This window comes from Thiocapsa sp., from assembly GCF_035467215.1.
GTDB lineage: Bacteria > Pseudomonadota > Gammaproteobacteria > Chromatiales > Chromatiaceae > Thiocapsa.
In genome coordinates, this window is record NZ_DATITZ010000109.1 from 1 (window position 1) to 20,427 (window position 20,427).

Consider the following 20,427-nt stretch of genomic DNA (forward strand, 5'->3'; position numbering starts at 1 on the left):
GCACGTGCTCCGACACCTTTCGCGACGTCAAGGATCGGTTCATTCGCCATGACCGCGTGAACGGGCAATGGAACTACCTCATCGATCCGAATGGGTTCGCTTATTAACATGTTTAACTTGTTTTTGAATCGTTACTAGGCCGCTGGATCCAGTGCGTTCGGTAAGATATGGATTTTTTGCTCCGCCGCACCGGACCATGCGCGAAACCGGTCCCTGGTATAGGCGGAAATGGCGATCAGACCAGTGCAGTTCCGGGCTAGCCGGTCGACCAAGAGGCGACCGGTTGGCGCCCAAGCCTCCACACCGTAAAGCACCCCCAAAATTGGAATTGCCCTGCCGCGCTGGGCCAATTTGGCGAAAGGCAGCAGATAGAGATGGCTGCAAAGAATGAAGTCATAACGCTGCCCGGCCGCTTTCAGGGCTGCGAGGCTGTAGGCAATCCGGCCATTTGCAGCGGTTTTGACCAGATCAACCTTGTCAGGTAAGCCTTGAGGGGCCTCGCGCAGGCGGCGTGGCAACAGGGTCAGGCTGTCGACATGGGGCAGTTCGCAAAAGGCGTCGATGAGGTCTCGGTTGTAAACGGAGATACCCCCAAAGCCACCATGTGCCTCTGGGACCAGTGCAAGGATCTTCATGACTCAGCGCTTGGTCATGCGAATGGTGAGGAAGGAGCCCCAGCCGAGAGTATTGGTCAAGAAACGAGTGAAGCCGTCAGGTAGGTGGCCCTCCAACCATTCTTTGAGGGTGCTGGCGGGGATGGGGATAACCTCGGCCTTGAGCCCGGTGACGCGAAATTCGTCGATCCGAAACAGGTCTTCAACCAGGACCCGCCATTCTGGCCGCCGGTAATGGCGAGCAATGGCCCCGTCGGTGGCGTGCTGGTTGACTGCGTGCAGGGAGTTGCCTCGCAATAGACGCCCCTGAACGAGCCCTTTGAGCAGCCCGCCGATGACGTAGTAGTTCCAGAATGAGCGGTGATAGACCATCACATTCGCTCTCCCCCCATGGCGCAGGACACGGTGCATTTCCTCGAGGATGCGACGGGTGTCCGCCGAGTGATGAATAACGCCCCATGATCAGATGAAGTCGAAGCTCGCGTCGGGAAAGGCCATCTCCTCCGCATCCATTTGCAGGATTTGGACATTGGTTAATCCCATCTGCTCCAAGCGACGGCTGGTCGCCTCGATCGCAGGTGCAGTGAGGTCAATGCCGGTGAATGATTGAGCACGCGGGGCGATCAGGCCGGCGTGCGAGCCCTGACCGACACCGATTTCCAGCACATCGAGTCTTGGTAGTTCCCCGTAGGGAATCTCCCGCTCGAAGGGTAGCTCCTGCCAGGGCATATAATGGCGCGCGGAGTCGAAGAAACGGGCGTCGATCTCGGCGAAGTACTCGGGGCTGTATCGGGGCCAAGGGATCTCGCTGCGCCAGTCATAGCGCATGGGGTTGGATGACCACCAGGACCGGTTCGCTTCCTGCCAAATTAGCCTTTGCTCCGGGCTGACGGGTCGCTGAGTGGGATCAGAGAAACCGTCGGCCTTGTTGTGGAAGTCCGCGCCGTCGAAATTTGCTGTCATGCTTTCGGAAATCTCCTCTCTGTTATGGCTTGTTGTTCTCTAAGCGCTTGCGAACAGCTAGATTCATTTTTTCATAAGATCGGCCGGCAAGCCTTTGCTCGGGCAAAAGTAGCGAGAGCAGTGCGCTTATTATCGGGATGTACGGGGTTGCAGTTTACCACTGATCGCGGTCGATCGATCCGCGTACGACTGGCCCGCGACCGACGCCAGGCAGTCACCAACGGTTTGCGCGCAACACCAGGTCGTCGTCACCACAGGGAAAAGGGGCCAGTGCGGCCTGGCCCCTTTTCTTTGCTTTTCTTTGGCCCCTTTTCTTTAACGCTGAGGTAATCGGTCGCATGGCCGATCTGACGCACCGCGCGCTCGACGTCCTGGAAGCGCTACTTGAGTACCGGCACGACCCTAACCTGAAGCTCCGCGCGGCGCTCGGCATCATCGGCGCAAGCGGCATCACCAGCATGACGAAGGCGGCGGCTGCGACCTCTTCTGCCGACGCAGGCGAGGCCGCAGGGTAGGCGTGGGTCCCGCTGGTGGGTCCTACCCAGGGGACAGGTTTCGAGCCGCGGCACTTCGGCCGAAAATCAGGATCACCGTGTCTTGAAGGCCAAGCATGGTTATTCCTCCATCTTGGTCATCACAACATGCACGCGAGTGGGCGCGAGGTCATACATCGCCCCGGACCCGGCATCGATCGCGCCACCGATGATGCCTCCGAGCAAAATGTTCCCGGCCATACCCGCAGCTCCGCCGCCCGAGATCGAGGGCGTGACGACGGCGGACGCGGGCTTATAGCCTGGCGCGGTGAAGTCGAGCTTGTGGGAGATGTTGCGCTTGAGCTTGACAGCCGCGGGCGTGGTGTAGCTCGCGCCGCCGGTGGTCTGGACTTGCGCGCCTTGCGGGGTAGAGTCGACGGCGATCTCTTGGGTCGAGCCCCTGGTAATCGTTGCGCACCCCTGAAGGGCTCCGGCGGCGGGGATAACTGCGACGATCGCTGTCGTTCCGTTCATGATATTCTTTTCTTGTTTGGCTGCCTTGTCTCGCCCCGCCGTGCCGGGTCGAGCCTTGCCTGCCGCGCGCCACATCGGGCGGCGCTCCCGATCCGAGACGGGCGACCCAAGCGAGGCGTCGCTGTCCTGAACTCACGGGTCCCTCTGCCGAGTCTTGCCGGGGGACAGGTTTCGAGCCCCGGCGGTCTAACGTTTTCCGCTCCGCTATGGCGGTTGTTGTTCTTGCATCGGAATCGACCCGGCAATGGCTCGAATCTTCCGAGGCATAATCCCGCTGTCGTTATCGGAGTATCGTTATCCTGATGGAATTGACCTGTGTCGGACCCGCTCACCGAGGTGCCGTTTGTCGGGTCAAGCGAAGGTCAAAAACGCGGCTATCCATGTCACAGTGTGGGGCGAAATGTGGGGAAAATCGCGCTTCTTGTCAAGAAAAAGTAATCTTTACAGCGTGTTGCAAATCTATATGGCGGAGAGGGTGGGATTCGAACCCACGGAAGGCTTGCGCCTTCTCTTGATTTCGAGTCAAGCCCGTTCGGCCACTCCGGCACCTCTCCAGGATTGTCGGTCGCGCGAGTTGCTCGCTTTCGACAAGCCGCTAAGTGTAAGTCGCGAAACCTTACTTGTCTATCGTCGGGATCGCCTGCCTTCGGCGCCTGGATTGGAAGAAGCCACGCAGCGTCTCGCCGCACGCATCGGCGAGGATGCCTCCGCGACATCCGGTGCGATGATTGAAACGCCCGTCCGACGGCAGGAGGTCGAAGAGGCTTCCGCAGGCGCCTGCCTTCGGATCCGCCGCTCCGAAGACCACCTCGCCGACGCGCGCATGGATGATGGCCCCGGCGCACATGACGCAGGGCTCGAGGGTGACGTAGAGGGTCGTGTCGGGGAGGCGGTAGTTGCCCATGCGAAGTCCCGCGTCGCGCAGGGCCTGGATCTCGGCATGGGCGGTTGCGTCGTGGGCGCCGATTGGACGGTTCCAGCCTTCGCCGATGAGCTCGTTCTTCAGGACCAGGATCGCGCCAACCGGGACCTCGCCCTCCGCCGCGGCGCGGTTGGCGAGGGTCAAGGCCAGTTGCATCCAGTGCTCGTCGGTCTCTTTTGAAGGATCCATCGATGGGTTGGCCCGAGCGGCTTACGGATTGGGCGGTTGCGCATCTCTCGAGCGTCGGAGAGGGGACGATGGGTTTCGCTGCGCTCTACCCATCCTGCGCCTACGCCGGTGCTCTCGTTTGGTTACGCACTTCTACGCCGCGCGGTCACTCCCACTCGATCGTCCCCGGCGGCTTGCCGGTGATGTCGTAGACGACACGGGACACGCCGGGGACCTCGTTGACGATGCGCCGGCACACCAGATCCAGGAAGTCGTAGGGGAGGTGGGCCCAGCGGGCGGTCATGAAGTCGAGTGTTTCCACCGCACGCAGCGCGATGACGTGTGCGTACTGGCGGTTGTCGCCGACGACGCCGACGGAGCGGATCGGCAGGAAGACGGCGAAGGCTTGGGAGACCTGATCATAGAGGTCGGCGCGGCGCAGCTCCTCGATGAAGATGTGGTCGGCCTTGCGCAGGGTGACGGCGTCCTCCTTGTGGACCTCGCCCAGGATGCGCACGCCGAGGCCGGGTCCGGGGAAGGGGTGACGATAGACCATTTCGGAGGGCAGGCCGAGCTCGACGCCGATCTTTCGCACCTCGTCCTTGAAGAGCTCGCGCAGGGGCTCGACAAGCTTGAGGTTCATCTCCTCCGGCAGGCCGCCCACGTTGTGGTGCGACTTGATGACGGTGGCTTTGCCGGACTTGGCCCCGGCGGATTCGATCACGTCCGGGTAGATGGTGCCTTGGGCGAGCCACTGAACGTTGGCGAGCTTGCTCGCCTCGTCGTCGAACACCTCGATGAAGGTGTTGCCGATGATCTTGCGCTTCTGCTCCGGGTCGGTCACGCCCTTGAGCCGGCCGAGGAAACGGTCTTCGGCATCGACTCGGATCACCCGCACGCCCATGTGGCGCGCGAAGGTGCTCATGACCTGATCGCCCTCGCCGAGTCGCAGCAGGCCGTTGTCGACGAAGACGCAGGTCAGCTGGCTGCCGATGGCGCGGTGCAGCAGCGCGGCGACGACGCTGGAATCCACGCCGCCCGAGAGTCCAAGCAGGACGGCGTCGCTGCCGACCTGATCGCGCACCTTGGCGATGCTATCCTCGATGATGTTGCCGGGGGTCCAGAGACGTCCGCAGCCGCAGATCTCGTGGATAAAGCGCTCGATGATCCGTTGGCCTTGGCGGGTGTGTGTGACCTCGGGATGGAACTGCACGCCGTAGAAGCGGCGCTCCTCGTCTGCGATGCCGGCCAGCGGTGCATTGGCGGTTTCGGCGATGACCTGGAAGCCCGCCGGCAGGGCCTCGACCCGGTCGCCGTGGCTCATCCAGACATCCAGCAGGCCGTAACCTTCCGGGCTGGTGTGATCCTCGATGTCGCGCAACAGGCGCGAGTGCCCGCGTGCTCGGACCTGGGCATAGCCGTACTCGCGATGGGTCGCCGGCGCGACACTGCCCCCGAGCTGCGCAGCCATTGTCTGCATGCCGTAACAGATGCCCAGCACGGGCACGCCCAGATCGAACACCAGCGGATCGGCGCGCGGTGTCTCGTCATCATGGACGGACTGGTGACCGCCGGACAGAATGACACCACTTGGCGCAAACCCCCGGATCGCCGACGCACCCATGTCATGTGGGTGCAGCTCGCAGTAAACCCCGGCCTCGCGCACCCGCCGCGCGATCAGTTGGGTGTATTGCGACCCGAAGTCGAGGATCAGAATGCGGTCGGCGTGGATATTGGTCATGATTGGGCGATGGTTCCGAAAGGGGGGCGGGAATAGGAGAGAGGAAATCGATGATCGGTCGCAACGGCATCTCTAAGGCGATTTTCGGGAGCAAGCATCCCGACTGCGTATGCCGGAAAGGCCCGAATGGCTGCGTATGCGAATAAATTCGCACCTACACGCCGGTCGTTCTGTTCCCGGAAATCACCTAGCAGTACGCCGGGGCAACCTTAAAAAAGCACCTTGATTTCGTGCGCCGGATTGTGTCCAAAGCACAATCCGGCGCACGAAATCAATTGTCGATCCGGTAATTGGGCGCCTCTTTCGTAATCTGCACATCATGGACATGCGACTCGCGCATCCCGGCCGAGCTCACGCGCACGAACTGCGGTTTGGTGCGCATCTCCTCGATCGTCGCACAGCCGGTGTAGCCCATGCTCGAGCCCAGACCGCCGACGAGTTGGTGAATGACGTTCAGCACACTGCCCTTGTAGGGTACGCGCCCTTCGATACCCTCCGGGACCAGCTTTTCTTTCTCGGTATCTTCTTGGAAATAGCGATCGCTGGACCCCTCGTTCGAGCCCATGGCGCCAAGCGAGCCCATTCCGCGATAGGACTTGTAGGAGCGTCCCTGATAGATCTCGACCTCTCCCGGTGCCTCGTCCGTACCGGCGAAGAGTCCGCCGATCATGACGCTGTTGGCGCCGGCGGCGATGACCTTGGCGACGTCTCCGGAGAAACGCAGACCGCCGTCGGCGATCAGCGGGACACCCGTCCCTTCCAACGCCTCGTTGACGTTGGCGACCGCGGTGATCTGCGGGACGCCGACACCGGCGACGATGCGGGTGGTGCAGATGGAGCCGGGTCCGATCCCGACCTTCACGGCATCGGCACCTGCGTCGACCAGTGCACGGGCTGCATCCGCAGTGGCGATATTGCCGCCGATGACCTGGACCTCCGGATAGCGGACCTTGACCCACTCGACCCGATCCAGCACACCTTGCGAGTGCCCGTGTGCCGTATCGACCACGATCACGTCCACCCCGGCCTCGACCAAGGCGGCGACGCGCTCGTCCGTTCCCTTGCCGACGCTCACGGCCGCGCCGCAGCGCAACCGCTCCTGGGCGTCGCGCGAGGCCTTCGGGAAGTCCTTCGCCTTCTGGATGTCCTTGACCGTGATGAGACCGCGCAGCTCGAACTTGTCGTTGATCACCAGCACCTTCTCGATGCGATGCTCGTGAAGGAGTCGCACCACATCCTCACGGCTTGCCCCTTCGCGCACCGTCACCAGGCGTTCCTGCGGGGTCATGATGGTCGAGACCGGCTCGGACATGCGGGTCTCGAAACGTAGATCCCGCCCCGTGACGATGCCGACCAGCAGCCCGTTCTCCGTGACCGGTACGCCCGAGATGTTGTGCGCGTGGGTCAGTTTCAGCACCTCGCCGATGCTGGTCCCGGGGCCGACCGTGATGGGGTTCCGGATGATGCCGCTCTCGTAACGTTTGACCGCCATGACCTCGCGGGCCTGGCGCTCGGCGTTCATGTTTTTGTGGATGATCCCGATGCCGCCTTCCAGCGCCATTGCGATGGCCAGGCGCGCCTCCGTGACCGTATCCATTGCGGCCGAGACAAGCGGGATCTTGAGCGCAATGTCGCGCGTCAGCCGGGTCTGGAAATCGACCTCGTTCGGGAGCACCCGCGAGTGCGCCGGGACAAGGAGGACGTCGTCGAAGGTGAGTGCTTCCTGGATCAGGCGCATGGGGAGGCTCCGCAATCAGTAACCAGAACAGGAAAGTAACCCGAAAGTATAGAATTTCAACGGGCGCAGGTAAACTCCGTCCGACGCCAACGTCATCGAAGCCTTCGATTGCGAATCCCGCCCATGCTGCTCGAACGACCTGTCCGTGCCCTCGACGATCACCGCGATATCTACAGCGTAGCCCGCCTCGCGAGCGAGGTGCGGGCGGTGCTCGACGGGAGCTTCCCCGTGCTTTGGGTCCAAGGCGAGCTGTCGAATCTGGCCCAGCCGGCGTCCGGTCACATCTACTTCACCCTCAAAGATGCGGCGGCTCAGGTGCGATGCGCCATGTTTCGGCCCAAGCGGATGCTCCTGAGTTTCCGCCCGACCAACGGTCAAGAGGTGCTGGTCCGCGGTCGGGCGACGCTCTTCGAGCCGCGCGGCGATTTTCAGTTGGTGATCGACTACATGGAGCCGGGTGGCGAGGGTGCGCTCCGACTCGAGTTCGAGCGCTTGAAGCGCAAGCTGGCGGTGGAAGGGTTATTCGAAGAGGCCGCCAAGCGGCCGATTCCGGCTTTTCCGCGACAGGTGGGTCTGATCACCTCGCCCGGCGGGGCCGCGGTGCGTGATCTGCTCGCGGTCTTGAAGCGGCGGTTCGCGGCCTTGCCCGTGGTCATCTATCCCGCGCAGGTGCAGGGCGAGGCCGCACCGGCGTCGCTCCGCGCCGCGTTGGCGGCGGCCAACGCCCGTGCCGAGTGCGACGTGCTCATCCTGGCCCGCGGCGGGGGTTCGCTCGAAGACCTCAACGCCTTCAACGACGAGGCCCTCGCGCGCGCGATTCGCGCCTCCGCCATCCCGGTCGTCACCGGGGTGGGGCATGAGAGCGACATCAGCATCGCCGATCTGGTCGCCGACCGGCGTGCGGCGACCCCTTCGGCGGCGGCCGAGCTGGTGGCGCCCTCGGGCGAGCATCTGCGCCATCGCTTGGTCGCATTGACCCGGCGCCTGGACGCGGCCCATGCGCGTCATCGGCTCGCCGTCCGCCAACGGCTGAACGCCGTCGTGCGTCATTTAGCTTTGCTTCACCCGGCCGCGCGTCTGCAACAGCGTGCGCAGCGTCTGGATCAGCTTGAGCAGCGCTTGGTCTCGCTCCTGTCGAATCGGCTGGCGCGGGCGCAGTCTCGATTGCGCCCCGCCGCGGCGCGCCTCTTGTTCGCCTCGCCGGGGCGACGGTTGGATGGGCTCGGCATCGCCGTCGCTGCGCTCGCCGAGCGTCTCGCCCGCGCCCGAGCGCGGCTCTCCGAGACCCGGCGCGAGCGATTGATGCGCGCCGTCGCTGGATTGGAGGCCCGCAGTCCCTTGGCGACGCTGGCCCGCGGCTATGCCATCGTCACCCGTCTTCCGGACGGCGAGATCGTGCGAGCACCCGAGCAGGCCCCGCCGGGCACGCGCATCGAGGCACGTCTCGCGAAGGGCCGATTCACTGCAATCGTCGAGCCCGAAAACGGAAACGGGAACAAGTAGGTTGAGCAAAGCGCAGCGTGCCCAACGGCTCCCTGCGATGCTGGCGCGGGTTGGGCACGCTGCGCTTTGCCCAACCTACGAGCTGTAGATGCGAATAAATTCGCACCTACACGACGACAGTTGGCTGTGCCTCGCACGGCTCGGCACAACTTCGGCTTCTCCTCCCGATCGAAAATCATAAACCGCGTCAACGCCGACCTCGCCAGTCCCAGGGATCCCAAGTGCCCGCTCGATCCTCACATGTCACGCCGGACGCGGTTTATTCTCAGAGGTTGTCGGGCCGATCCGCATACCCCGTCATCTCCAAATACCCGCGTCCGATCTCCTGCTCACCCTCGTAAACCCTGACCGCGCCTTCCCAATAGACGATGCCGGTCGAGCGTCGGCCGTCGAGCTCCTGGTCGTCGATAAAAGGTTCCAGTCGGAGCGTCCGGCCGTCGATCTCCAGGGTCCACTCCACGGGATATTCGGCGCCCGTGCGGGGCGACTGCCAGCGCCGCCGAGGAAGTAGGCGCACCTGCTCGGGCGCGAGGATCTGCGCCGGCTCCGTGCCCTCGCGCAGCGTCGCGGCCGCCCAGAGTGCCGAGTCGTCGTCCCTGCGCATCCGAAACGCCATCAGCGACCCGCCGTCGTGCAGGTTGATGCCCATCCAATCCCAGCCTTGGGCCTGCGCCGGCATGATCTCGCTCGACCACTCGTGGTCGAGCCAGGCGTGCCCGCTGACCTTCAGGTCTGCCCCCTCGATGCGGATACGCCCGCCGACGGCGAGCTGCGGGCGGCTGTAGTAGTAGCTCGCGTTGCTCGGGTTCGGCGTCTTTTGGCTGAAGCCTTCGCGGCCGTTGAGGACGGGCGGTCCCGGCGGAACCAGCGCAAGGTCCAGGTCGAAGGCGTCGGACCTGATTCGGGTTCGATACTGCGTGCCGGCCTCATCCAGCACCAGCTCCCAATCGCCGATCCAGGCGCGGGTTCGCCCGACGGCTGCACCGGCCAAGGGATCGAGCGCACGCTCGACGCGCTCGGCATGGATCAGGGCTCCGGTGGCCGGATCGGCGATCGCCGCATGGGCCAGGATGAGCTGGCGCGGTGCGAAGCGGCTCGGGTTGTCCGCGCCGATACCGGTCCCGACCCGGAAGAAGGTGACCTGGAAGCCACGCTCGGTGCCCGTCTCGTCGGTCAGCCAGCCGGTGATGTACCACCATTCGGTGCGGAACCCCGGATGCGCGCCCGTGTCCGCTGGAAAGATCAAGGGCCGACCTTCGACCACCGGCGCGAAGTCGCTTGCCGAGACGGACGTGGTCGGCCAGAAGAACACGAGGACCAGCGAAAACCACCACGCGCGCATCACCAATCCTCCCGCACCGCGAGCACCGCGTCCTGTCGCATCGCCTGCCCACCGGCGAGTCGGGCGGCGAGCGCGGCGAGCAGGATCATCGTCGAGCCGAAGATCAGCAGCAGGCCGAACGGAAGCTGCATGTCCATGCTCCAGTGAAAGCTCTGGGGATTGATGAACTGGATCAGCACCAGCGCGATTGCCCCGCCGGCGACGAGACCGACACCGACGCCGACCGCGGCGGTCAGTGCGGCCTCCAAGGCCAGAAGCGTCCCGATCCGGCGGCGCGGCAGGCCCAGGTGGCGCAGGATCCCGAACTCCTTTTGGCGGCTGGTCGCGAGCGCGGCGAACGTAGTCCCGATGCCGAAGAGACCGATCGTCACCGCGACAGCCAGCATCAGGTAGGTCGCCAGGAAGGTGCGATCGAAGACCTGGAGGATCATGGCGCGCAGCTCCCCAGGCAGGATCATTTCGCTGACCCGATCGCCGAGTGTTGCGCGGATAGCGGTCATGACCCCGACGGGATCCGTCCCGGGCGTCAGGGTCAGGCCCAGATCGTTGGTGCGCCGATCGCCGGTCAAGGCGCGGAAGGTTTCCAGCTCGATCACCGCCGCTCCTTGTTGGCGTGCATAGTCCCGCCAGATGCCGACGATGCGAAAGATCTGCAGCTGCTCGCCGATGGGCAGGGCGAGCGGATCCCCGATCCCGAGGCCCAGCCGATCGGCCATCGCCTCCGAGATCCAGGTCGGCGGTTCCGTGCCCGACCCGGCGGGCGGATCGAGCGTGCCTGCGACGAGCGGAAGGCCCGAGCTGTCCTGCACCGGGCGGGCGATGAGCGCGATCGCCTCGCGCACCTCGCCGATGCGCAGGCTCTCGAAGCGCACCGGGCGCACCGCCTCGACGCCCGGCAGTGCGGCCACCCGCGCCACGGCATCCGGATCCAAATAGCCGCTCGCGCCCGAGTCGGATGCGCGCAGATAGAGATCGGCGGGGAGCATCCGGGTTAGCCAGTCGTCCAGCGAGTCGCGGAAGGAGTCGACCATGATGGCCATGGAGACCGCCAAGGCGACGCTGGCGACGACCCCGACACCGGCCACGACCGCTTGACCCGGAGCGGCGGCGAGTCGCGCCCGCGCCAGTCGGGTCACGAGCGAGCCCCGCACCGGCAGAAGCCGCATCGCCCCGACCGTAGCACCGGGGATGGCGAGCACGGCACCGATCAGGATGAGTGCGACGGCCAGATAACCCGACACCGGAACGCCGCCGACCGGCGGCAGCAGACAGAGCAGCCCGGACAGCATCAGGGCGATCAGTGCCGCACCCCAGCGCGGACGCGCCTGATAGACCTCGGCCTCGTCGCCCGCCCGCAGGCCGCGCGCGGGCACCATCCGCGCGGCCTCTCGCGCCGGCAGCCAGGCGCCGGCCACGCCCGCGAGCACGCCGAGCACGAGATAGGCCAGGGTCAGCACCGACTCGACGCGCAACTGCGGGGCGACGCCGCGAAAGAAACCCGCGCCCAGATCGCCGCCGATCAGGCGGAAGGCGATTGCGGTCAGCAGATAGGCCAGGATCACGCCGATCAGGCCGCCGACGAGCCCCAGCAGTGCGCCTTCCGCCAGCAACCCGCGCCGCAGGCTCCCGCGGTCGAGCCCGAGCGCGCGCAGGAAGGCGAATTCGCGGCGCCGGCGCACGACCGCGAGCCACTGTGTCGAGAAGACCAGGAAACCGCCGGTCAGGAGCGCGATGGCCGCGAGCATGGTCAGATTGACCCGGTAGGCGCGCGACACGCCCGTGACCTCGGAGGCGGTCTCCTCCGGGGTCAGCAGGGTGACGCCCGGCGGCAGCAGGGTGCGCAGCTGCTCCTGCGCCGGCCCGCGCTCGATCCCCGGGGCGAGACGCAGATCGATTCGGGTGAGGCGACCGATCCGATCGAAGGTCTGCTGGGCACCGGCGATGTCCATCACGGCCAGCACTTGCCCGACCCCGGCGCCTGGCACGGCGCCTGCAAACCGCAGACGCGCCTCGCCGAGCCCGACCTGAACGGCAATCGCATCCCCGGCACCGAGCCCGAGTCGCGTGCCCGCGGCAGGGCTCAGGAAGAGGGCGTCGGGCTGGAGTGCGGCCAGTCGATCGGGCCGATCCGCGTCGGACCCTTCGGCATCGTCGTCATCCGCCGCTGCCGTCTCGACGATGGGCAGCAACGAAGGCGTGACCTGAGCAACGCGAAAGAGATCGATCCCGAACACCCGCAGCGTCTCCTCGCGACCCGGCAGCCGGGCTTGAATCTCCAGGAGCGGGCTCGCCGCGGCCACCGTCGGATGCAGGGCGATCTGCGCATAGACCGCGTCGTCGAAGCCGCTGCGCGGACCGACAACCTGCAGATCGGCATCCCCGCTCAGCAGGCGCATCCCGCGATCGAGCTCGTCGAGCGCGGCGGTATGAATGAGCTGCACTGCCAGCCCGAGCGCCACGCCGAGCGCGATGGCGAGCAGAGACAGTGCGGTCGCGAGGCGCCGCCGCCGAAGACTGGCGAGAAAGACATGCCGTAGTGCAGCACTGTTGCCGGATCCGAGGAGGCCCATCGTCTTATCCCGCATCCTCGACCAGGCCGCTCGCGGTCAGGCGCAGGATGCGGTCGGCATGGGCGGCCGCCGCGCGCGAATGCGTGACCAGGATCCCGATGGCACCGGCGTTGTGGATGCCCTCGAACAGCAACTCGAGCACACCCTGCGCGCGTTCCGGGTCGAGGTTTCCGGTCGGCTCGTCGCAAAGCACGACCGCCGGCGCATGCACCAGTGCGCGAGCGATGGCGACTCGTTGAAGCTCGCCGCCCGAGAGATGACGCGGCCAGTCGTCGCCGCGCCGACCCAGTCCGACCCGCTCGAGCATGGCTCGGGCGCGCCGATCGGCGACTGCTTCCTTCTCGTCGAGCAGCCACAGAGGCAGGGCAACGTTCTGCGCCAAGGTCAGGTGCGGCAGGACATGGAACGCTTGGAACACGAACCCCAGCTCGCGCCGACGCAGCCGCGAGCAGGCGTCCTCGTCGAGCGCGGTCACCTCGGTGTCGCGCAAGCGGATGCGGCCGCCGTCGACCGTCTCCAGACCCGCGATGCAGTTGAGCAGGGTCGACTTGCCCACGCCGGACTCGCCCATCACGGCGACCGATTCGCCCGGCGAGAGGTTCAAAGAGACCTGCGCGAAGAGGGGGTGATCTAGCGAGGCGTCGAAACGCTTCGAGAGGTTTTCGATAGACAGCATCGGTGATCTACATCCGGTCATGAGCGGGCGCCATTCTATATCGAGGCGGAACCCGAAAACCCTTTGCGTCCTTCGCGCCTTTGCGGTTCAAATTGGCCGACTTCCGCCCGTAGCCGACATCGAAGCGGGCCGCGACCGACATGACCACCGGCCAAAGAGGCGATCCATGAGGGTTCAGGTCCTGCAACACGTCCCGTTCGAGGACATCGGCGCGATGGCGCCTTGGTTGGCGGCGCGCGGCGTGATCCCGGACTACACGCGCTTCTACGAAGACGGCTTGCTCCCGCCGGTCGCCGGCATCGATCTGGTCATCGTGATGGGCGGTCCGATGAGCGTCAACGACGAGGCGCAATTGCCCTGGCTGCGCGACGAGAAGCAGTTTTTACGCGAGGCGATCGCGCACGGGGTCCGCGTGCTGGGGGTCTGCCTGGGGGCGCAACTCATCGCCGACGCACTCGGTGCCCGCGTCTTTCCCAATGCCGCGAAGGAGATCGGCTGGTTCCCCATTCATGGGGTTTCCGAGGACGCACCCCCGGGTGAAGCCTGCTGCGGCTTTCCGGCCGAAAGCCTGGTTTTCCACTGGCACGGCGAGACCTTCGATCTACCGCCCGGCGCCGTGCGCTTGGCGCGCAGCGCGGCCTGCGAGAACCAGGCGTTCCGCATCGGCCGGCAGGTGGTCGGGCTCCAGTTCCACCTGGAAACCACGGCGGAGAGCGCCGCGGCGATCCTCGATCACTGCCGGGACGAGCTCGTGCCCGCGCCCTGGATCCAGACCGAGGCGGCGATTCGCGGGGTCGATGCGGCCGTCTACGCCGAGGCCAATCGGCTGATGGGCCGAATCCTGGACGATCTTGTCGGACCGGCGAGCCCCTGATTTTCGATTGTTCCCAAATGGCCCCGAGTCCCGGCGGCCCCTAGTGCAGCACGGCAGATGTTTCGAGACCTTTCGTTGTCGTTGTCGTTGTCCTAATCGACGGTCGATTACGACAACGAAGATGATCTCCGACGGTCTCGGAATCTCTCCACCGCTACACTGGGAATTGATGCTGCGCCTCGGGCTTCAACTCAACCAGCAGAGGTGACACACCGATGGAGATCCCGAGCTTCCTCGTGCAGTGGCCGTTGCAGGCCGCGCTCGCGATCGTGGCGGGCCTGATCATCCTGATCGTTCCGCGCGTCCTCAACTACGCCGTTGCCACCTACCTGCTCGCGGTCGGGGCGCTCGGGCTCCTGCTGGTCTATCAGGGGCAGGCGGTGAAGGCGCAGCCCATCATCGCGCTGGTCGCCGGTGTGCTCATCCTGGTCAAGCCCAACATCCTCAACTATGTCATCGGGATCTATCTAATCCTCGTAGGTTTGCTCGAGGCCGGGGTCATACGTATCTAAACCGCGTCCGGAGCGGCATGCATCGTTTTTGGATTGGAGCTGCCTCCGTCGGATCCTTGAACGTCCGAGCTGACGCGGTTTAGGATTCTGAAAAACAAAAATTTTAAACCGCGCACGGGCCGAGGTTCGGGCGTGCACTCACCGTAGAGCTCACCCGGAACTAAGCAACTCGCTCCGGACTCGGATGAATCGCTCATCCGGTGCGGGTCGATCGCCAGGGTGCGCGCATCCCTCAGCCTTGTGCGCTGATGCGCTGCGTGCCGGCAACCCGAAGATCGTCGACGGCGGCTTGAACTCGCGGGGCGCCAATGCCAGACTCCCGGAGCTTCCAACGACGATCCTGTGGTTATGGACCTGAACTTTCTCGACTTCGAACAGCCCATCGCAGAGCTCGAGGCCAAGATCGAAGAGCTGCGTCTGGTCGGCTTCGACAACGAGCTGAACATCCAAGAAGAGATCGAGCGGCTTCATACCAAGTGTGTCGCGCTGACCGACTCCATCTTCTCCGCGCTCACGCCTTGGCAGATCTCGCAGCTCTCGCGGCACCCGCAGCGGCCCTATCTGCTGGACTACGTGCGGCGGATCTTCGACGAGTTCCATGAGTTGCATGGCGACCGCGCCTTTGCGGACGACCGCGCCATCGTCGGCGGGATGGCCCGGATCGAGGGTCGGCCTGTGATGGTGATCGGTCATCAGAAGGGCCGCGACACCAAGGAGAAGATCCTGCGCAACTTCGGGATGCCGCGTCCCGAGGGCTATCGCAAGGCGCTGCGTCTGATGGAGATGGCCGAGCGCTTCGACCTGCCGGTCCTGACCTTCATCGACACGCCCGGTGCCTATCCGGGTGTGGGTGCCGAGGAGCGCGGCCAAAGCGAGGCGATCGCGCGCAACCTGCGCGAGATGTCCAGGCTGCGCACCCCGATCCTCTGCACGGTCGTCGGCGAGGGCGGCTCGGGCGGCGCGCTGGCCATCGGCGTCGGCGACTGGCTGGGCATGCTGCAGTTCAGCACCTATTCCGTGATCTCCCCCGAGGGCTGCGCTTCCATCCTCTGGAAAAGCGCCGACAAGGCCCAGCTCGCCGCCGAGGCGATGGCCATCACCTCGGATAAGCTGCTTGAGCAGGGTCTGATCGATCAGATCATCAAGGAGCCGCTCGGCGGCGCACACCGCAACCCGGAGGCGACCGCGGCCTCGATCAAGGCCGCCCTGGTGGCCCGTCTCGACGAGCTGTGCGGGACCGACCCGGATGTGTTGATCGCCGCGCGCTACAAGCGTCTGATGGGCTACGGCAAGTTCAAGGACGAACGCCCGGCGCCGCGGTGAGGCTATGACCGGGGGCGTCCCGGAGCGCTTGGCCGAGGTGCTGCGCCGACTCGGCCCGTTCGGCGACTGCTGGGTCGCCTTCAGCGGCGGAACCGATTCGACTGCGTTGCTTCACGCGGCTGCCCCCCGCCCTGATCACTCGCCCGGCACACTGCGGGCCATCCACATCGACCATGGTCTTCACCCCGACTCGCCCCGGTGGTCCGAGCACTGTCGCGGCATCTGCCAAACCCTCGGCGTGCCTCTCGTGGTGCGCTGTCTGAATCTCAAACCCATCCCCGGAGAGAGCCTCGAGGCGACGGCGCGCGAGGCACGCTATCGCACGCTCGCAGACGTGCTGCGCCCCGGCGATCTCATGCTGACGGCACACAATCAGGATGATCAGGCCGAGACGCTGCTCCTCGCGCTCTTGCGCGGGAGCGGGGTTCACGGTTTGGCGGCGATGCCGCGCGAGGCCAAGCTTGGTCAAGGCCGTCTGGTGCGGCCCCTATTGGATCTCCCGAGGGCATCGCTGGAGCAGTATGTCCGCGCCTACGGGCTGTCGTGGATTGAGGATCCGAGCAACGCATCTGATCGGATGGACCGCAATTATCTGCGCAACAGCGTCGTCCCCTTGCTGAGGACGCGCTGGCCGGGGCTCTCCGCAACCCTCTCGCGCAGTGCGGGTCACTGTGCCGAGGCGGCCCGCCTGGTCGATGGCCTGGCGTCGGAGCTCATGGCGTCATGCGCCGGCGCGCACCCCGGTACGCTCGGCATCCGCGCGCTCGGGGCCCTGGAGCGCTCGCGACGCAAGGCTGTCCTGCGACTGTGGCTGCGTCGCCGCGGGTTCGCGCTGCCCGATAGGCGTCATCTCGCGCGCATCCTCGACGAGGTCATTCCGGCCCGTGCCGATGCCGATCCGCTGGTCGCCTGGTCGGGCTGCGAGGTGCGTCGCTATCGGGACGACCTCTTTGCACTGGATCCCTTGCCGCAGTCGTCGGGCGCATTGACGCTCCGTCGAGCGCCGAGCGGGCTGCCGCCCGTGCTCGAGCTTCCGACCGGGCTGGGGTGGCTGCAATGGGAGGATACGAGCGATGGCTCGGCGCCGGCTCCTACGGTGCGTTTCGGCGTGACCGGCCTGAGCTGCCGACCGAGCCCGACGTCCCGCCGGCGCACCCTCAAGAATCTTTTTCAGGAAGCCGGCATCCCGCGCTGGCTGCGTCCCTACGTCCCCTTGGTGTTTTCCGGCGACGACCTGATCGCCGTGGCCGGCGTCTGCGGATGCTATAACGAGTCCTGGGACCGGGCCATGCATGAGGTACCGCAATGGCTCGGCCATCCCTGGGAAGACCTCGCCCTATTTCGAGATCGAGCCGAATGATCCCCGCGCCCGATATCACGAAGCTGAAGTCCGGAAACAGGGATGCCGAGCCGGAAAGTGGCCGGAGATGCCGGCGGTGCGTTGGGCACGCTGCGCTTTGCCCAACCTACAGGGATCACCATTCTCCGAAATGGTCTTGTCTTCACGAAGGATTCTGAGTCGCGTCGCTCAAAGGCCGCTGTCACGCACGAGGCTGAAGCCATCTCGGACGCAAGAGGATCGCTCGGCACGCGACTCAGTAGAGGGCATTCATCATCTTGGCGCGATACCCCGCGACCAGGTCGCCGCCGCCGAGCAGATCGAAGACCGCAAGCATCCCTTTGCGTCCGGCGTCGTCCTGAAAGGCGCGGTCGCGTTTCATGAGGGTCAGAAGATTCTCAAGCGCCGAAGAATAATCACCACGCATGACCTGGTGTGCGGCGAGCTGGTAGCGGGCCAGGCTGTCCACGGGGTCTTCGGAGAGCCGCGCGATCAGATCCGATTCCGGTGGCGCGTCTTCGAGCGCCGTCGCGAACCGCAGCTGCCCGCGCAGCGCCAAGACCTCGGGCTCGCCCGCAAGCTCGATCGGGAGCTTGTCGATTGCCGCCTGCGCCTCGGCGATCTCGCCCTGCGCGGCCAAGAGTTGAAGCTCGGCGAGCGCCAGGCGTGCATTCTCCGGATCCGCCTCCCGTGCCCGGTCGATCAAGACCCGTGCACCCGCGAGATCGCCCGCCACCAGCAGCCCCTGTGCCTGTGCCAAGAGCCCGTCGGAGGCGCGCGGGATATGCCGGTCGAGGAATTCGCGGATCTGACCCTCGGGAAGGGCGCCCATGAACTGATCGACGGGCCGCCCGCCCTTGAACAACTGCACCGTGGGAAGGCTGCGGATACCGAACTCGGCGGCCAGCGCCTGTTGCTCTTCGGTGTTGACCTTGGCCAGAATGAATCGCCCGCGGTACTCGGCGGCCAGATTGGCGAGGATGGGCATCAGCATGCGGCAGGGCGCACACCAGTCGGCCCAGAAGTCAACCAGGACGGGGCGGTCGAACGAGCCCTCCAGGACGACCGCCTGAAAATTCTCCGCCGTGACGGTGACGATGTTCGGTGAATCGGCCATGATCGGGACACTCCTAAAGACGGATCGGATGGCTGGATCTAACCATCGAACATAACTGTCGGAAGGGGTCGATTCAAGCCGATCGAGCCGGGTATCCGGATACAACCGCAAGGAGAGTCATCGCCATGTCCGAATCGCTTCACGTTGTCTGCCCAGCCTGCGACGCGGTCAACCGGGTCCCTCGGGAGCGTCTGGGTGCCGCCGCGAAATGCGGCAAGTGTCACGGTCCGCTGTTTCTCGGCCAGCCGCTGGCGCTGGACGAGGTGCGATTTGCGCGCCATCTCTCGCGTAGCGACCTGCCGCTCTTGGTCGATTTCTGGGCGCCCTGGTGCGGACCCTGCCGGATGATGGCACCCGCGTTCGAGGCCGCCGCCGGTCGGCTCGAGCCGAACCTGCGTCTGGTGAAGATCAACACCGAGGAGGCGCAGGCCTTGGGGGCGCGGTTCGGCATCCGCAGCATCCCGACACTGGCGCTGTTTCGCGGTGGTGCCGAGGTTGCGCGCACGGCCGGGGCGATGGATACGAACGGGATCATCGCCTGGGCGCGCCAGGCCATGTAGCTCGGGCGACGCCTGGCTGAGACGGGATTGTCTTGTCGGGCGGTGATCCCAGCGCGCTTCACATGGACACTCGAGCGCGGCTTCTTTAGAATTCCGGCGGGTCAGGGCGGTGCCCGTGTGCCCGCCCAGGCGTGATCTCGCCATGACGCGCCTTTGCGTCGCGGCCGTTGCACGCCCCCCGCCCGGATCGGAGAAACCCTTGAGCAAACCCGCGTTACTCGTGCTGGAGGACGGCTCCGTCTTCCGGGGAACGTCGATCGGCGCCGATGGATCGAGCGTCGGCGAGGTGGTGTTCAACACCGCTATGTCCGGATATCAGGAGATCCTCACCGATCCCTCGTATCTGCGCCAGCTTGTCACCCTGACCTACCCCCATATCGGCAATGTCGGGACCAACCCGGAGGACGAGGAGTCCGATCGCGTTCAGGCCGCCGGTCTCATCATCCGCGACCTGCCGATCCTGCCCAGCAACTTCCGCATGACCGAGCGCCTCGACGCCTATCTGCGGCGTCAGGGCATCGTCGGCATCGCCGACATCGACACCCGTCGGCTGACCCGGCTGCTGCGCGAGAAAGGTGCCCAGAACGGCTGCCTTCAGGCCGGCCACGGGATCGACGAGGCGGCGGCGCTGCGCGCCGCACAGGGCTTTCCCGGTCTCAAGGGCATGGATCTGGCGAAAGAGGTCTCGACGTCGGAGACCTATGGCTGGACCCAAGGCGTCTGGGTTTTGGGCGAAGGCCATCCCGAGTCCATTCATCCGGTCGGGGATCGTCTGCCCTTCCATGTCGTCGCCTACGACTACGGCATCAAGCGCAACATCCTGCGGATGCTCGCCGCGCGCGGCTGTCACGTCACGGTGGTCCCCGCGCACATGCCGGCGACGACGGTGTTGGCCCTCAAACCGGACGGCGTCTTTCTGTCCAACGGTCCGGGCGACCCCGAGCCTTGCGATTATGCGATCGACGCGATCCGCGAGCTGCTCGACACCGACATGCCGCTCTTCGGTATCTGTCTCGGCCATCAGTTGCTGGGTCTCGCCTGCGGCGCGCATACGCTGAAGATGAAGTTCGGCCATCACGGCGCGAATCACCCGGTGCAGGATCTCGCCACGGGCGAGGTCATGATCAGCAGCCAGAACCACGGCTTCGCGGTCGACGAGGAGAGTCTGCCCCCGACGGTCGAGGCCACCCATCGCTCCTTGTTCGACGGCAGTCTGCAGGGCATCCGGCATCGGGATCGCCCCGCATTCGGATTCCAGGGTCACCCCGAGGCCAGTCCGGGTCCCCATGATCTCGCACCGCTCTTCGATCGTTTCATCGAGCTCATGCGCGCCCGGAAGACCTAAACCGCGCCCGGAGCGAGATGCTCACTTTCGCGTGAGTTCGACGTTTGGTGCATCCACTACCCTTAGCGGGGGCGCGGTTTAGAATTATATATTTTTCAATATCTTAAACCGCG

The 20,427-nt window shown here is 65.3% G+C and carries 19 protein-coding genes, 1 tRNA gene and 1 pseudogene; 9 read left to right on the forward strand and 12 right to left on the reverse strand.

Annotated elements, in window-relative coordinates:
* Positions 1 to 134: 134 nt before the first annotated feature.
* From VLR48_RS06215 to VLR48_RS06225, 3 genes are all read right to left on the reverse strand, one after another.
* Positions 135 to 635, reverse strand: a complete 501-nt coding sequence (locus VLR48_RS06215) for a glycosyltransferase (protein WP_325290945.1) — start codon at positions 633 to 635, stop codon at positions 135 to 137.
* Positions 636 to 638: 3 nt separating this feature from the next.
* Positions 639 to 989 carry a hypothetical protein gene (locus VLR48_RS06220; protein ID WP_325290946.1) on the reverse strand — a complete coding sequence of 117 codons (351 nt, stop codon included), beginning with the start codon at positions 987 to 989 and terminating at the stop codon, positions 639 to 641.
* Between the two features lie 87 nt (positions 990 to 1,076).
* The gene (locus VLR48_RS06225; RefSeq protein WP_325290947.1) at positions 1,077 to 1,577 is read right to left on the reverse strand and encodes a class I SAM-dependent methyltransferase; all 501 of its coding nucleotides are present in this window, start codon (positions 1,575 to 1,577) and stop codon (positions 1,077 to 1,079) included.
* A gap of 338 nt (positions 1,578 to 1,915) precedes the next feature.
* Here VLR48_RS06225 and VLR48_RS06230 point away from each other — a divergent pair, with 338 nt between their 5' ends.
* Positions 1,916 to 2,092, forward strand: a complete 177-nt coding sequence (locus VLR48_RS06230; protein WP_325290948.1) for a hypothetical protein — start codon at positions 1,916 to 1,918, stop codon at positions 2,090 to 2,092.
* Positions 2,093 to 2,191: 99 nt separating this feature from the next.
* Here the strand turns inward: VLR48_RS06230 and VLR48_RS06235 are convergent, their stop codons facing one another.
* From VLR48_RS06235 to guaB, 5 genes are all read right to left on the reverse strand, one after another.
* Positions 2,192 to 2,659: a hypothetical protein gene (locus VLR48_RS06235; RefSeq protein WP_325290949.1), complete on the reverse strand. Its 468-nt coding sequence runs from the start codon at positions 2,657 to 2,659 to the stop codon at positions 2,192 to 2,194.
* Between the two features lie 389 nt (positions 2,660 to 3,048).
* Positions 3,049 to 3,138: transfer RNA gene (locus VLR48_RS06240), tRNA-Ser, on the reverse strand.
* 62 nt (positions 3,139 to 3,200) lie between these two features.
* Complete coding sequence (tadA, locus tag VLR48_RS06245) at positions 3,201 to 3,695, reverse strand: tRNA adenosine(34) deaminase TadA (RefSeq protein WP_325290950.1); 495 nt, start codon at positions 3,693 to 3,695, stop codon at positions 3,201 to 3,203.
* Positions 3,696 to 3,840: 145 nt separating this feature from the next.
* Positions 3,841 to 5,415, reverse strand: a complete 1,575-nt coding sequence (guaA, locus tag VLR48_RS06250; protein WP_325290951.1) for a glutamine-hydrolyzing GMP synthase — start codon at positions 5,413 to 5,415, stop codon at positions 3,841 to 3,843.
* A 271-nt stretch (positions 5,416 to 5,686) separates the two neighbouring features.
* The gene (gene guaB, locus VLR48_RS06255) at positions 5,687 to 7,153 is read right to left on the reverse strand and encodes an IMP dehydrogenase (RefSeq protein WP_325290952.1); all 1,467 of its coding nucleotides are present in this window, start codon (positions 7,151 to 7,153) and stop codon (positions 5,687 to 5,689) included.
* A 123-nt stretch (positions 7,154 to 7,276) separates the two neighbouring features.
* Between guaB and xseA the strand changes: the two genes are divergently transcribed.
* The gene (gene xseA, locus VLR48_RS06260) at positions 7,277 to 8,656 is read left to right on the forward strand and encodes an exodeoxyribonuclease VII large subunit (RefSeq protein WP_325290953.1); all 1,380 of its coding nucleotides are present in this window, start codon (positions 7,277 to 7,279) and stop codon (positions 8,654 to 8,656) included.
* A gap of 265 nt (positions 8,657 to 8,921) precedes the next feature.
* On the opposite strand, the gene VLR48_RS06265 is transcribed toward xseA, so the two are convergent.
* From VLR48_RS06265 to VLR48_RS06275, 3 genes are read right to left on the reverse strand one after another with little or no spacing between them, the layout of a single operon-like run.
* Positions 8,922 to 9,998 (reverse strand): carotenoid 1,2-hydratase, encoded by a 1,077-nt coding sequence (locus VLR48_RS06265; RefSeq protein WP_325290954.1) that lies wholly within the window; start codon positions 9,996 to 9,998, stop codon positions 8,922 to 8,924.
* Entirely contained in the window at positions 9,998 to 12,568 is a 2,571-nt protein-coding gene (locus VLR48_RS06270) for an FtsX-like permease family protein (protein ID WP_325290955.1), read from the reverse strand. The genes VLR48_RS06265 and VLR48_RS06270 overlap by 1 nt, the downstream gene beginning before the upstream one ends.
* 4 nt (positions 12,569 to 12,572) lie before the next feature.
* Positions 12,573 to 13,244, reverse strand: coding sequence for an ABC transporter ATP-binding protein (locus tag VLR48_RS06275; RefSeq protein ID WP_325290956.1), 672 nt, complete (start codon positions 13,242 to 13,244; stop codon positions 12,573 to 12,575).
* Between the two features lie 166 nt (positions 13,245 to 13,410).
* Here VLR48_RS06275 and VLR48_RS06280 point away from each other — a divergent pair, with 166 nt between their 5' ends.
* From VLR48_RS06280 to tilS, 5 genes and pseudogenes are all read left to right on the forward strand, one after another.
* The gene (locus VLR48_RS06280; protein ID WP_325290957.1) at positions 13,411 to 14,118 is read left to right on the forward strand and encodes a type 1 glutamine amidotransferase; all 708 of its coding nucleotides are present in this window, start codon (positions 13,411 to 13,413) and stop codon (positions 14,116 to 14,118) included.
* Positions 14,119 to 14,333: 215 nt separating this feature from the next.
* Positions 14,334 to 14,465, forward strand: a pseudogene (locus VLR48_RS06285) (DUF3096 domain-containing protein); the annotation flags it as partial.
* A gap of 12 nt (positions 14,466 to 14,477) precedes the next feature.
* Positions 14,478 to 14,630, forward strand: a complete 153-nt coding sequence (locus VLR48_RS06290) for a DUF3096 domain-containing protein (RefSeq protein ID WP_245731873.1) — start codon at positions 14,478 to 14,480, stop codon at positions 14,628 to 14,630.
* Positions 14,631 to 14,978: 348 nt separating this feature from the next.
* Positions 14,979 to 15,953 (forward strand): acetyl-CoA carboxylase carboxyl transferase subunit alpha, encoded by a 975-nt coding sequence (gene accA / locus VLR48_RS06295; RefSeq protein WP_325290958.1) that lies wholly within the window; start codon positions 14,979 to 14,981, stop codon positions 15,951 to 15,953.
* Between the two features lie 4 nt (positions 15,954 to 15,957).
* Entirely contained in the window at positions 15,958 to 17,313 is a 1,356-nt protein-coding gene (gene tilS / locus VLR48_RS06300; RefSeq protein WP_325290959.1) for a tRNA lysidine(34) synthetase TilS, read from the forward strand.
* Between the two features lie 235 nt (positions 17,314 to 17,548).
* Here the strand turns inward: tilS and trxA are convergent, their stop codons facing one another.
* Positions 17,549 to 18,409, reverse strand: a complete 861-nt coding sequence (trxA, locus tag VLR48_RS06305) for a thioredoxin (protein ID WP_325290960.1) — start codon at positions 18,407 to 18,409, stop codon at positions 17,549 to 17,551.
* Between the two features lie 125 nt (positions 18,410 to 18,534).
* On the opposite strand from trxA, the gene trxC reads away from it, so the two are divergent.
* Both trxC and carA read left to right on the forward strand, forming a co-directional pair.
* Positions 18,535 to 18,969 (forward strand): thioredoxin TrxC, encoded by a 435-nt coding sequence (trxC, locus tag VLR48_RS06310; RefSeq protein ID WP_325290961.1) that lies wholly within the window; start codon positions 18,535 to 18,537, stop codon positions 18,967 to 18,969.
* Positions 18,970 to 19,168: 199 nt separating this feature from the next.
* Entirely contained in the window at positions 19,169 to 20,314 is a 1,146-nt protein-coding gene (gene carA, locus VLR48_RS06315; RefSeq protein ID WP_325290962.1) for a glutamine-hydrolyzing carbamoyl-phosphate synthase small subunit, read from the forward strand.
* Positions 20,315 to 20,427 lie beyond the last annotated feature (113 nt).